This window comes from Brevibacterium sp. SIMBA_078 (genome assembly GCF_046534565.1).
Lineage (GTDB): Bacteria > Actinomycetota > Actinomycetes > Actinomycetales > Brevibacteriaceae > Brevibacterium.
The window spans coordinates 316,806-329,037 of record NZ_JAWRYQ010000004.1 but is presented as its reverse complement, the minus strand read 5'-3'; the positions used below and the strand labels follow the sequence as shown (position 1 = coordinate 329,037).

12 protein-coding genes are annotated in these 12,232 nt (G+C 65.6%); 4 read left to right on the top strand and 8 right to left on the bottom strand.

Annotated elements, in window-relative coordinates:
• Positions 1-193: 193 nt before the first annotated feature.
• Both SB749_RS16370 and SB749_RS16365 read left to right on the top strand, forming a co-directional pair.
• Positions 194-1,054, top strand: a complete 861-nt coding sequence (locus SB749_RS16370; RefSeq protein ID WP_410711229.1) for an NUDIX hydrolase — start codon at positions 194-196, stop codon at positions 1,052-1,054.
• Positions 1,054-1,470, top strand: coding sequence for an RNA-binding S4 domain-containing protein (locus SB749_RS16365; protein WP_410711228.1), 417 nt, complete (start codon positions 1,054-1,056; stop codon positions 1,468-1,470). Before SB749_RS16370 ends, SB749_RS16365 begins: the two co-directional genes overlap by 1 nt.
• A 12-nt stretch (positions 1,471-1,482) precedes the next feature.
• On the opposite strand, the gene SB749_RS16360 is transcribed toward SB749_RS16365, so the two are convergent.
• Positions 1,483-2,364, bottom strand: a complete 882-nt coding sequence (locus SB749_RS16360; RefSeq protein WP_172171337.1) for a DUF4081 domain-containing GNAT family N-acetyltransferase — start codon at positions 2,362-2,364, stop codon at positions 1,483-1,485.
• A gap of 81 nt (positions 2,365-2,445) precedes the next feature.
• Entirely contained in the window at positions 2,446-3,609 is a 1,164-nt protein-coding gene (gene ispG / locus SB749_RS16355; protein WP_410711227.1) for a flavodoxin-dependent (E)-4-hydroxy-3-methylbut-2-enyl-diphosphate synthase, read from the bottom strand.
• 199 nt (positions 3,610-3,808) lie between these two features.
• Between ispG and SB749_RS16350 the strand changes: the two genes are divergently transcribed.
• Positions 3,809-5,209 carry a serine hydrolase domain-containing protein gene (locus SB749_RS16350; RefSeq protein WP_410711226.1) on the top strand — a complete coding sequence of 467 codons (1,401 nt, stop codon included), beginning with the start codon at positions 3,809-3,811 and terminating at the stop codon, positions 5,207-5,209.
• A 54-nt stretch (positions 5,210-5,263) separates the two neighbouring features.
• Here SB749_RS16350 and SB749_RS16345 read toward each other — a convergent pair whose 3' ends face one another.
• The 3 genes from SB749_RS16345 to dxr all read right to left on the bottom strand — a co-directional run bounded on the left by SB749_RS16345 (position 5,264) and on the right by dxr (position 8,386).
• Positions 5,264-5,530 (bottom strand): hypothetical protein, encoded by a 267-nt coding sequence (locus SB749_RS16345; RefSeq protein WP_139468796.1) that lies wholly within the window; start codon positions 5,528-5,530, stop codon positions 5,264-5,266.
• A gap of 88 nt (positions 5,531-5,618) precedes the next feature.
• Entirely contained in the window at positions 5,619-7,169 is a 1,551-nt protein-coding gene (locus SB749_RS16340) for a M50 family metallopeptidase (RefSeq protein ID WP_410711225.1), read from the bottom strand.
• Positions 7,166-8,386, bottom strand: a complete 1,221-nt coding sequence (dxr, locus tag SB749_RS16335; protein WP_410711224.1) for a 1-deoxy-D-xylulose-5-phosphate reductoisomerase — start codon at positions 8,384-8,386, stop codon at positions 7,166-7,168. Before dxr ends, SB749_RS16340 begins: the two co-directional genes overlap by 4 nt.
• 158 nt (positions 8,387-8,544) lie before the next feature.
• Between dxr and SB749_RS16330 the strand changes: the two genes are divergently transcribed.
• Positions 8,545-9,744 carry an acyl-CoA dehydrogenase family protein gene (locus SB749_RS16330; protein ID WP_062244374.1) on the top strand — a complete coding sequence of 400 codons (1,200 nt, stop codon included), beginning with the start codon at positions 8,545-8,547 and terminating at the stop codon, positions 9,742-9,744.
• Positions 9,745-9,944: 200 nt separating this feature from the next.
• Here SB749_RS16330 and SB749_RS16325 read toward each other — a convergent pair whose 3' ends face one another.
• Genes SB749_RS16325 through SB749_RS16315 form a run of 3 tightly spaced genes read right to left on the bottom strand, consistent with a single transcriptional unit; the run spans position 9,945 to position 12,142 of the window.
• Complete coding sequence (locus SB749_RS16325; protein ID WP_410711223.1) at positions 9,945-10,970, bottom strand: N5-glutamine methyltransferase family protein; 1,026 nt, start codon at positions 10,968-10,970, stop codon at positions 9,945-9,947.
• Entirely contained in the window at positions 10,915-11,589 is a 675-nt protein-coding gene (locus SB749_RS16320; protein ID WP_139908439.1) for a hypothetical protein, read from the bottom strand. Before SB749_RS16320 ends, SB749_RS16325 begins: the two co-directional genes overlap by 56 nt.
• The gene (locus SB749_RS16315) at positions 11,582-12,142 is read right to left on the bottom strand and encodes a DivIVA domain-containing protein (protein ID WP_025777300.1); all 561 of its coding nucleotides are present in this window, start codon (positions 12,140-12,142) and stop codon (positions 11,582-11,584) included. Before SB749_RS16315 ends, SB749_RS16320 begins: the two co-directional genes overlap by 8 nt.
• Between the last annotated feature and the right edge of the window lie 90 nt (positions 12,143-12,232).

Sequence of the window (12,232 nt, the reverse complement as noted above, 5' to 3'; positions counted from 1 at the left end):
AGACTCAGATCGAACACTATCGCACGCGGGCGAGCCGGAGGGAATCGGAGGGAATCGGAGCGAGCGCGGATTCGTCACCTGCGGGAAGAGAATTAGACTGGGGGCTGCAGCACCGAAGCCCGACATCGGTCGGGGCCGTCCGGTCCCCCGCCCGGTCCCCGTTGAAATGACGAGTCCGAACGATACGAAGAGCATGCCTGATCCCAGCCAACTCACGCAGTTCCCGCGGCCCTCGGTCGCGGTCGACACCGCGGTCCTCTGCCCCGTGCCCGGCCGTGGCCTGCATGTTCTCATGACCCATCCCGGGGACGGGGTGTGGCAGCTGCCCGGGTCGATCCTGCGTCCGCAGGAACGCCTCGCCGAGGCGGTCGCCCGCTGTCTGCGCGAAAAAGCTCGGTTGGTCGACCGCGCCCCCGTCCAGCTGCACGTGTTCGACCAACCCGACCGCGATGATCGCGGCTGGGTGATCTCCGTGGCCCATCTCGATGTTCTCTCCGCTTCCGATGTCGGGCTCGCCGAGGAGGGCGATCCCACCGAGGCGGCCGTGCCGGATGCTCCGGCACAGAGCACGGAATCGTCCGCCGCCGAGGCGGTCCTCCCCGAGGCGGCCGACCCTGCTCCTGCCGAGTCGGATTCCGATCACCCGGACTCCCCCGTCCACCGGCGGAAGCTCGTGCCCGTCCACGACGTCGGCGAGCTCAGCGCCGAACATCAGGAGATCGTACGCGTGGCCGTGCACCGACTGCGGTCGTTCCACGAACGCACTCCGGATCCCTTCGGGCTGCTGGAGAAGGAGTTCTCGCTGCGGCAGCTGCGCGAACTCCACGAGATCGTCGCCGGGGAGAGTCTGCAGGCCGATACGTTCCGCCGCACCATGCTGCCGCTGCTCGATCCCACCGGGGAGGCCGTCAGCCAGGGGCGGGGTCGTCCCGCGCAGACGTTCACCCGGCGCTCGGCACTGGCGCTGCGCGCCGACTCCCGGATACAGGACCCCGATGGCGCCGATACCGGCCTGCGCTCGTCCGGCACGAATTTCGCGGATGGCCGTCGCTGATGACCGAGATCAACCGCGATGCCGGAAAGCACATGCGCGTCGACGTGTGGCTGTGGACGACGCGGATGTTCAAGACCCGCAACCTCGCCACTCAGGCCTGCCGCGGCGGGCATGTGCAGGTCGACGGTCAGCGCGTCAAGGCCGCGCAGAAGGTGAGCATCGGCCAAGAGGTGCGCGTGCGCAAGGCCGGGTCCGAGTTCATCTGGAAGATCACCGGGTTCATCCCCACGAGGATGCAGGCCGCCATCGCCGTCCAATGCTACGAGGACCTCACTCCCCCGCCCGATCCTGCGCTGCGCGGATTCGTGCCCCGGCGAGACAAAGGGCTGGGGCGTCCGACGAAGAAGGACCGCCGGGAGATGGAGAAGTTCCTCGGCGATATGGCCAAACCTCAGTCGCGCAACCGCCGCGACTGATCCTCCGGGACCTCAGTACATGACGGTGGCGAAGGTGCCGACCTGTTCGAAGCCGACGCGGGCATACATGCGCAGCGCCGTCTCGTTGTAGTCATTGGCATACAGGCTCACCGTGGAATGGCCCTTGTCACGGGTGCGCTGGACGACCGCGGCCATGCCCGCTGCCCCCAGACCCTGATTGCGCACTGCGGGATGGACCCATACTCCTTGAACTTGGACGATGCGGCGGGCGCGGATGCCGATATCGGCCTTGAACAGCACCTGTTCGTCCTGCTCTTCGGCCGGCCACCGCGGCACCGCACCGCCTTGGGGCAGGGTGGAGGAGATCCGGGCGTAGCAGTTCTTGCCGCGGATGATCCCGCGCACCCGCGCCAGGTACCCGGCGGTGCCGTCCTCGATCGGTGAGAATCCGACCTCTTTGGTGAACATGTCCACACTGGCGGGAAACACCGCCCCGAGGTCATCGAGGGTCACCCGGTGCACATGCTCATCGGGAGTGACCAGCGGATCCGAGCTGATGGCCAACAGCGGCTGCCGTTCACGCACGCCACGTGCTCGGCCCCAATTGAGTCGCTGCTGCAGGTCGAGGATGACGGACCGGCTGCCGATGAGTGAGCAGGACACGCGACCGTCGGCATTGAGTTTCCGGGCAAGCACCTCATTCGTCGCCGGGGTCGCCGCGACCGGGATGATATTGCCGCCCACCCAGTAGGCGGCGACAGGCCGGTCACCGTCGAAGATTCCGTACAGCGTGCCTGCCGGGGAGCCCAGACGGGCGGTGCCCGTGACTTCGAGCAGGGAGACGAGGTAGACGTTCTCGCAGGGGTTGCGCGCAAGCAGGTCCGTCAGCCACCGGGTGTGCTGATGTTCCAGTCGTGCGATCCTCAGCGCCATGTGCCCCTGAACTCTTTCTCAGCCGTCAGCATGGGCCAATGACTGGACCATGAAACTCTTCGTCCTCACAAGGTATCGCACCTAGCCGACGGTCACTTCAGGCGGCCCCGACGCAGCGCCCGATGGCTGCCCCGCTGCCTCCTCGGCGATGCGGTTGGCCTCATGGATGAGCGTCTCGACGATCTCGGATTCGGGCACGGTTCGGATGACCTCGCCCTTGACGAAGATCTGGCCCTTGCCGTTTCCGCTGGCCACGCCGAGGTCGGCGTCGCGGGCCTCACCGGGGCCGTTGACGACGCAGCCCATGACAGCCACCCGCAGCGGCACCTCCATGCCTTCGAGCCCGGCGGTGACGCGTTCGGCCAGCGTGTACACGTCGACCTGAGCGCGCCCACAGGACGGGCAGGAGACGATCTCGAGCTTTCGGGGCCGCAGGTTGAGGGATTCGAGGATCTGGTTGCCGACCTTGACCTCTTCGGCGGGAGGCGCGGACAGGGAGACTCGGATGGTGTCTCCGATGCCCTCGGCCAACAGGTGTCCGAAGGCGGTGGCGGACTTGATCGTGCCCTGGAAGGCGGGCCCCGCCTCGGTGACGCCGAGATGGAGCGGCCAATCGCCGCGCTCGGCGAGCAGCTCATAGGCGCGGACCATGATCACCGGGTCGTGGTGTTTGACGGAGATCTTGAAGTCATAGAATCCGTGCTCTTCGAACAGGGACGCCTCCCACAGCGCGGATTCGACGAGCGCCTCGGGAGTGGCCTTGCCGTATTTGTCCATCAGCCGTTTGTCCAGGGATCCGGCGTTGACGCCGATGCGGATGGACACGCCCGCCTCGGCGGCGGCCTTCGAGATCTCCTTGACCTGGTCGTCGAACTTGCGGATGTTGCCGGGGTTGACGCGCACTCCCGCACAGCCGGCGTCGATGGCGGCGAAGACGTATTTGGGTTGGAAGTGGATGTCGGCGATGACGGGGATCTGGGATTTGCCGGCGATGATCGGCAGGGCCGCCGCGTCGTCGGCGGTGGGACAGGCCACGCGCACGATATCGCAGCCGGCGGCGGTGAGTTCGGCGATCTGCTGCAGGGTCCCGTTGATGTCCGTCGTCTGCGTCGTCGTCATCGACTGCACGCTCACCGGGGAATCGGATCCGACCCCCACTTTTCCGACATTGATCTGCCTCGTCTTCCTCCGCGAAGCGAGCACGGGAGGCGGCGGTGCGGGCATTCCGAGATTGACCGATGTCACGAAGGATCCCTTCAGTCAGGCTGTTGACCAGCCACAATGTCCGGGCCGGCGCCGATGCGGGACCCGGATTGTGCGAACCATCACCATTGTAGGACCTCCCACTGACACAGGACGCTCCGTCCGCAGGGCGTACCCCGAACAGTCCACCGGCTGACGATAGAGTGAAGGCGACCTGATGTCGGTACGAAGGAGCAGCCCTGTGAGCACACCCGGATTCGTCGAACCCGATGTCGAGGCGATGGCCGCGGCTCTCGAAGCCGAAGCACAGCAGCTCGACGACGAGGGTGCTTCCCTGGCATGGGGAATCTTTCGCCGAGGCGGCCCCGCCCGAACCGTGAACGGCGAGGTTCCGTACCGGATCGCGTCGATGACGAAGTCCTTCACCGCCGCAGCCATCGGGCTCTTCGCCGCCGACGGACTCGATCTCGACGCTCCCTTCGGTGCCCTGCTCCCGGGGCTGGCCGATACGGCCATCGCCGACCGCACCTGCCGACAGGCATTGACGATGAGCACCGGTTTCACCAAGGACGACCCGTGGGCGGACCGGATGGAGGCGATGACTCCGGCCGAGCTCACCGACTGGCTGCACCGCGGCGCCATCGCCTGCGCGCCCGCCGACACCGGCTATGAGTATTCGAACCTCGGCTATGCGCTTCTCGGCATGGTCGCCGAGGCGGTCACAGGCAGGGCGTTCACCGAACTCGTGTCCACTGAGATCTTCGATCCCCTGAAGCTCACGCGCACCGGTTTCGACCACACGGACTTCCCGGACCTGGCGACCGGGTTCCGCGTCGACCTGGGCGGCGGCCTCCACCCGGCCGAACTCACCGGCCCAGGAGTCTTCTCCCCCATCGGCGGGGTCATCTCCACGGTGAACGACATCGGCACATGGATGGACGCGCATCTCGACGCCCTCGAACGCATGGACTCCTATGCTTCCGGATCCTGGTCTCGGATACTGACCGCCAACCAGCAGCCACGACGGACCATGGAGATCCAGACAAGCGACCACCACGCGGAGACGCTCAGCTACGGATACGGTCTCGAGACTCGTCTGGACACACGTTTCGGCCGCATCGTCTGCCATTCCGGCGGCTACCCAGGATACGGCTCACATATGCGTTGGTTCCCCGACCTGGGACTCAGCCTCGTCGTGCTCGGCAATACGACCTATTACCCGGCGCAGCGCGTCGTCCAGGACGCGCTCGACCTCGGTTGGGCGGCGGCCACGGGACGACAGGGCACCCGGCTGGAACGTCGGGCCACCTCGGCGCCGGTGCCCCGTTATCCCGCCGCCCAACCCCAGATCGATGCCGTGATGGCCGCGGCGAACCTCGTCAACGACTTCGACGACACCGTCGCCGAGGCGATCTTCTCCATGAACATGGACCTCGACGAACCCCGCGAAGAGAGGCAGGAGCGCTTCGCCCGGTGGCGGGCGGAGAAGCAGATCGACCGTCCTCTCACCGAGGCGGACCTCGAGATGGTCTCCCCGTTGCGCGGAGTGGTCACAGTGCCGGGCACAACAGATGAGAACGCCACGATCACGGTCGGCCTCAATCACCTCGGCGAGGTGCAGACGATCACCCTCAGTTCCTGAACGGGTGCGCCACTGAACGGACAGTTCGCGCTCAACCGCAGATGGCTCACGCCTTCATTCCACGACGAAGTTACTCAGCCCTGCGAACTTGAGAATGAACGGTGCGATCGACATCAAGACGAGCAGTGAGGCGACCGTCCACAGCCAGGTCATCTTCGCCCTGTGTCCGCGGACTCTCGTCCCCATTGCGAACAGTGGGCTGAGCAGCGGCAGCCCGTAGAAGAGCGGAGTCAGCGCGAAGGCGAGCGCAAGGAATCCGATGAACGTCCATTCCGTTCGCGAGAAGAAACGCTCATGTGGCTTGGTCTCAGTATTCTCCACTCGCACCACCCTAGCCGAGATCGCCCAAACTGCATGTCCGGTCTAGCTGCCGGAGCCCGGCCCGGCCCATCCACCGGAACGACCCGACCTAACCGCCGGAGTTGAAGATCGCGTCGAGGGTGATGGGTTTGACGAGGTCGACGTAGACGAGCAGCGCCGTCATGCACAGCATCAGCCCGATGCACACGTACGTCAGCGGCAGCAGCTTCGCGGTGTCGAAGGGGCCGACCAGTCCGCGGCCGCGCCACCGGTTGATGCGGCGGCGCGCACCTTCGTAGAGACCCACGGCGATGTGTCCGCCGTCGAGGGGCAGCAGCGGGATCATGTTGAACGCGAAGAGGAAGATGTTGAGCGAGCCGAGCATGCCCAGTCCCATCTGTGCCTTGTCGACGACGTCGATCTGGTCGGTGGACACGATCTCGCCGGCGATGCGGCCGACGCCGACCATGCCGACGAGTCCTTCGGCGTCGCGGTCCTTCGTGCCGACGGCCACTTCGCCGATATCGACGAGTTTGACCGGCAGGGTGATGATTGCGTGGAAGACTCCGGAGACTTGGTCCCACACGGCGCCGGGGAATTCCTCGAGCGGCAGGGACTGACGTTCCTGAACTGGTCCGACGCCGAAGAATCCTTGGGTCTCGGTCTGCGGAGTTCCGTCCGGGTTGAGCACGGCCTTGCCGGTGTCGTCGACCTTCGGCCGTTCGGTGGCGATGATCGGCACGGTCACCGTTTGGGCCTGACCATCGCGGATGAAGTCGACATCGACGCGTTCGCCTGCATGTTCCTTGATGACCGAGGACAGCTGGTCCCAGTCCTTCGTCTCGACGCCGGCGATCGAGGTGATCTCGTCACCCGGTTTGATCCCAGCCTCCCAGGCAGGGGTGAGCTGATCGTCGGGACGGCAGGTGTTCTGCTCCGAGGCGGGACGCTGCTGCGCTTCGGAGGCGGGCACCGCACATTCGACGACAGTCTGGACGGTCGTCGTCGGAGTGACCACACCAATGCCCAGCAGCGAGATCCCCATGATGAGGATGCCCAGGACGAGATTGACGAAGGGACCGGAGAACATGACGACGAGGCGTTTGGGCACGCTGAGCGCATAGAACGTCCGGTGTTCCTCCCCCGGCGCGATCTCCTGGTTCGAGAACTCCCGGGCATCGGCCATCGTGTCTTCGAACAGCCGCCCCTTCCGCTTCTTGCGGTCCCGGCGCAGCGGAGCGGCATCACCGTCATCCGTCCCCTCGCCGGGGCGGCCCGAGGTTTCGCTGCCCGTCGAGTCGAGTGCAGCGCCCGGTTCGCCGAGGCGGCCCGACGTGCCGTCGATCCCGCCGTCGACGCCGGCGGCCGTGCCGCCCTTCTGCGCAGCGGCGGCGGTCTCATAGCGGGACTTCGTCGCTTCCTCGGGCGGATACATTCCCGGCATCGCGATGAACCCACCGAGTGGGAACGCTTTGATGCCGTACTCTGTCTCACCGCGGCGGAAGGAGAACAGGGTCGGTCCGAAGCCGACCATATAGTGCGTGACTTTCACCCCGAACTTCTTCGCCGGGGTGAGGTGGCCGAGTTCGTGCAGCGCAATCGAGATCGAGATGCCGATAAGGAACAGGATGATCCCGACGATGTAGAGCACAACTGTCATCGGCGGCCCCCGTTCTGGTCGGCGACGTCGGCGCGAGCGAAGTCCCTGGCCCAGGCATCGGCGGCCAGCACCGTCTCCACCGTGTGTTCGGCCGCCGGTTCGTGGGCGGCCAGCGCTCGGGCGAGGCCTTTGTCGATTCCGGTGAAGGCGATGTCTCCGGCGATGAAGGCGGCGACGAGTTCCTCATTGGCGGCGTTGAGCACGGCCGGGTAGCTGCGGCCTTTCTTACCGGCGTCGATGGCCAGACTGAGCGCGGGAAAGGCGAGATGGTTGACCGGTTCGAACGACCAGTGCATGGGCTGGCCCCAATTGTGGGGAACGGCCCCCGAGGTCAGTCGCTTCGTCGTTCCATCGTCCTGGGTGCCCAGCGCATAGGAGATCGGCAGGCGCATATCCGGTGGGGAGATCTGCGCGATCGTCGAGGCATCGGTGAATTCGACCATCGAATGGATCTGCGACTGCGGATGCACGACGACTTCGATGTGGTCGAAGTCGATGTCGAAGAGCAGGTGAGCTTCGATGACTTCGAGGCCCTTGTTGACCAGGGTCGCCGAGTTGATGGTGATCATCGACCCCATCGACCAGGTGGGGTGGTTGAGCGCCTGGGCGGGGGTGACCCGACGCAGGGCATCACGGGTCATGCCGCGGAAGGGACCGCCCGATGCGGTGATGATGAGTTTGCTGACCTCCCCGTGCGTGCCGGCGCGCAGCGCCTGGGCGATGGCGGAGTGCTCACTGTCGACCGGCACCAGCCGGGCGCCGGAGGCACGAGCGGCGTCGAGGACGATGGACCCGCCGATGATGAGGGATTCCTTGTTCGCCAGGGCCACATCCGTGCCGCGTTCGAGGGCGGCCAGGGTCGCGCCGAGACCGGCGGCACCGGTGATCGCGTTGAGGACCATGTCGGCGGCCAAGCCCGCGACCGCCTCGGCGGCATCGTCCCCGAGGTGGATGGCTTCGACAGGATCGGCGGTCCCCCGCTGGGCAGCCAGCTCGGTCAGTCGCGCACGCACCTCGGCCTCGCCTCCGGCGGGCGGGGTGGTGAGCCCGATGACGGGCACGTGGAAATCGAGGGCCTGCTCGAGCAGAAGATCGAGTTGGGACCCGGCGGCCAAGCCGAGGATCGCGTGCTCGTCCCGGTGTTCGGCGAGGACATCAAGGGCCTGGGTGCCGACCGAACCGGTTGAGCCGACTACAATGAAACCACGTTTACTCACGCCAACCGATGATGCCAAAGTTCTCTGGGAAATGACTCGACACGGACTCGTGTGTCGCCCAGCGGAACCTGGTCATCTGTCGTGCTTCGGGACACCGATCATCCACTGGGTTCCGGTAAAACTGTGAATGAAGAGAATCAATGGCGAAAGAGATGGATATGAGCAAGACGCTGAGCCCTGACGACATTCTTGGACTGGATTCGGTCTTCGAACCCGATGACCTGGAATTCGCATCGATCGTGAAGAAGTGGCTGGACGAGAACGTCCGGGAGAAGATCGGCGACTACTTCCTCGACGCCACCATCCCCGCCCGAGAACTGGCCGAAGGACTCGGCGAGCTCGGCCTGCTGGGCATGCACCTCGACGGCTATGGCTGCGGCGGATCGACGGCGACTCAGTACGGACTGGCCTGCCGCGAACTCGAAGCCGTCGACTCCGGTCTGCGCTCCCTCGTCTCAGTGCAGGGCTCGCTGGCGATGTTCGCCATCCACCACTGGGGATCGGAAGCACAGAAGGAAGAATGGCTGCCGAAGATGGCCGCCGGTAAGGCCATCGGCTGCTTCGGTCTGACCGAACCCGATGTCGGCTCCGATCCGTCGGGGATGAAGACGACCGCGAAGAAGGACGGATCCGACTGGATCCTCAACGGCGCGAAGATGTGGATCACGAACTCCCCGGTCTCCGATGTCATGGTCGTGTGGGCCAAGACCGAAGAGGTCGACGACAAGGGCAAGAACGTCGTCCGCGGCTTCGTCGTCCCCTCGAACACCGAGGGTGTGCAGACCCCGGAGATCCACCGCAAGATCTCGCTGCGTGCGTCGATCACAGGTGAGATCGTCCTCGACAACGTCCGCCTGCCCGAGGATGCGATGCTGCCGAAGGCCAAGGGACTCAAGGGCCCCCTGTCCTGCCTGTCCGAGGCCCGCTACGGCATCGTCTTCGGTGTCACCGGTGCAGCCCGAGACGCGCTGCTCTCCGCACTGGAGTACACCGGCACCCGTGTCCAGTTCGATCGCCCGCTGGCGTCGTTCCAGATCACGCAGCAGAAGCTGGCGAAGGCCTTCGGCCAGTACTCGCAGATCACTCTGCTCGCCGCTCACCTGGGCAAGCTCAAGGACTCCGAGAAGGGTGTCCGTCCCGAGCAGATCAGCCTGGGAAAGATGGTCAACGTCGATACCGCGATGAACGTGTGCCGTGACCTGCGCGCCCTGTTCGGCGGGTCGGGCATCACGAGCGAGTACCCGCCGCTGCGCCACGCGGTCAACCTCGAGACAGTGCTCACCTACGAAGGCACTCACGAGGTGCACCAGCTGACCCTGGGCCGCACGATGACCGGAATCAACGCCTTCGCGAACTGAAACCAGTGAGCAGGGCACCCACCCTCCGCTGAACACAGTCAACGCCCGCCGATCCTGTTGAGGTTCGGCGGGCTTTCTGCATCTGCAGTCACCGGCTGGTTCAAAGTGCTGGCGCACAGACTTCGCGCCCCGCGCCCGCACTTTGAACCAGCCGGTACGCAGCCGGCCGGCTGAAATCACTCGATTTCAGTCGGCCGTCGTCAGTTTCGACGACGCAGTTCGAGCACGACCGTCTGCTCATCCTCGCCGAGGTGGCTCCGGGCTTCCAGCCCCCGCTCGGTGGCGAACCCGGTGGCCGATGCGACCTGGCCCTGCCCGAGCTCGATGAGCAGCACACCGTCCGGAGCCAACCAGTCGAGTGACTCCGCGATGAGTCGACGGACGAGGTCGAGCCCGTCGCGTCCGCCGAACAGCGCGGTGCTCGGTTCGAAGTCGAGGGCCTCATGCGGCAGAAAATCGGCAGCAGTCTCAGGAACGTACGGCGGCACGGCAGCGATGACAGAGACTGACTGCCGTAACGTATCGGACAGTCCGTGGAGACAGTCGAGGACGTGCCCCGTCACGATGGTGTCTGGCTCCCCAACCTGTGCAGAATCCCCTGGCTGGATGGTCTGGATGTGACGTTCGACATTCTCCACCGCACATCGCAGCGCTTCCACCTGCGCATCACCGAGGTGAAGATCGACGCCCGGCACCTTGCCGGCCACCGCCGAGCCTACCGGTCCGACGCCACAGAACGCTTCGAGCACAACAGGTCGCACAGCATCGACGTCAGCATCTGTCCCCGCCCTGTTCCCCCGTGAGTCCGTCATCCGCTGGGCCGCGGACACAGCATGCGCGGCGAGCAGAGCCGTTCGCTGCCGTGGCACGAACACTCCGGGCTGGACACTCAAACGCATCCCTGAGAAGTCGACCCAGCCGACGATCTGCTCGAGGGGCTCACCGGAAACGCGGCGGGCCACCAGTTCATCGAGATTCGGCTCCGAGTCGTCGTCATCAGGTCCGGCCGCCGCCTCGATGAGGATCGCCGCCTCGTCCTCGGCGAAGACACAGCCGGCCGCGCGCAGAGCAGGCACCGTCTCTGCCGAACGCAGTTCGGCCGACCGCGGGTCCGCGGACGCCGGAACGTCGACACCATCATCGGCATCGAAGCCTCCAGGCTTCTGGGGCTCAGGAAGCAGAGAGGACCTCGGTGCGGTACCAGTCGAGGCTCGTACCCGCTTCAAGATCACCGTCGTCGGTGAGCAGCAGAGTGCGCTGCGGGTCGAGCGGAACTACTGCGGCGAATTCGACGCGGGAGTCGCGCATCGCCTGGTCGAGGTTCGCGGTCTCGGAGCCGATCGTCACGCCGACGCCTTCGAAACGCGACCGGGTGACCCGAACGGAGGCACGCCCCGGCTCGACCGGTTCGTCTTCGATGGCGTGGAGAACCACTAAGTCTGAAGCAGAGTCAGACGGAGCTCCTGCTCGCAGATCCACGACTAGCCCGATCCGGGCGGCAGCAAGAACACCGAGCGCCCGCGCCAACGGCGGGACATCCTCGGCGAAGGTGAGCCGGGCACCGGATTCCGGAACAACGCCCATGGCACGGAGCACTCCGGCGAGCTTCGAACTGCGGTCGAGCACCTCGGCGCGGTCGAGCTCGACGGGAACGGACAGGGCCTTGACCAGGCGGGGATCCGTGACTTCCCGGCCGTCGACGAGCGGTTTCTCCGGAGCGGGTCCGGTCAGCACGATGTCTTCGGCCTTGCCCATCGCGATCGGAAAGTCGAGGAGTTCGTAAACCGGGTTGAGCGTGCCGGGATCGGTCGCGGTCGGGACCGCGAAGTAGTGGAAATCAGTCAACGGAGGCCATCACTTCGACGACGCGGTCGATGAACGCATCGACCTGGTCCTCGTTGTACGCCTTCTTGCCTTTTGCGGTCTTGAACAGCACGCGGCGGACCTGGTCGACGCTCATAGCCACGCCCTGCGTGAAGTACGAGTTGACCTTGTCGCACATGTCGTCGACCTGAGTGATGTCGTAGCCGATGACTCCGGGAGGAGGATTGTCGAAGCGCTCACCGGGCTCACGGACCAGGCGTCCCCGCAGGGACGCGGCCACACGGGTGAGTTCGGAGACCCAGGCGTCCTGACCGGACTGCGCGATGAGGCGGTCTCGGGCCTGCTTGGCGAATGCGTCTTCGAGACGATCGAGCGCGGCGTCGACGACGGCGACGTGGTAGCCCTTACGGACGAGATCGAAACCGACCGTGCGCACCGCCCGGGAGTCGAGGTCGCCGGGCTGCGGCGTCGGCCGTTCGAAGGACTCACGTGCACGCTTGAAGAAGCTGTCGACCTGCTTGGGGTCGTATCCGTTCTTCCAACCGGACATTCGAGGGAAAGTCGTGTCCGCCATGTCTCCTCCAGAAGCGAGTGGCTGTGGTGTTTCCACCATAATAGATGGAAGCCGCAGCAATTGCGTTGCCGCGGTCCGCAGTTGCCGAAC

What these genes read in the sequence shown, in the direction of transcription:
- SB749_RS16360 (WP_172171337.1), bottom strand. Translation starts at nt 2,364, where the DNA reads ATGGCGCTGAGGATCGCACGACTGGAACATCAGCACACCCGGTGGCTG.
- SB749_RS16365 (WP_410711228.1), top strand. Translation starts at nt 1,054, where the DNA reads ATGACCGAGATCAACCGCGATGCCGGAAAGCACATGCGCGTCGACGTG.
- SB749_RS16330 (WP_062244374.1), top strand. Translation starts at nt 8,545, where the DNA reads ATGAGCAAGACGCTGAGCCCTGACGACATTCTTGGACTGGATTCGGTC.
- SB749_RS16340 (WP_410711225.1), bottom strand. Translation starts at nt 7,169, where the DNA reads ATGACAGTTGTGCTCTACATCGTCGGGATCATCCTGTTCCTTATCGGC.
- SB749_RS16315 (WP_025777300.1), bottom strand. Translation starts at nt 12,142, where the DNA reads ATGGCGGACACGACTTTCCCTCGAATGTCCGGTTGGAAGAACGGATAC.
- SB749_RS16370 (WP_410711229.1), top strand. Translation starts at nt 194, where the DNA reads ATGCCTGATCCCAGCCAACTCACGCAGTTCCCGCGGCCCTCGGTCGCG.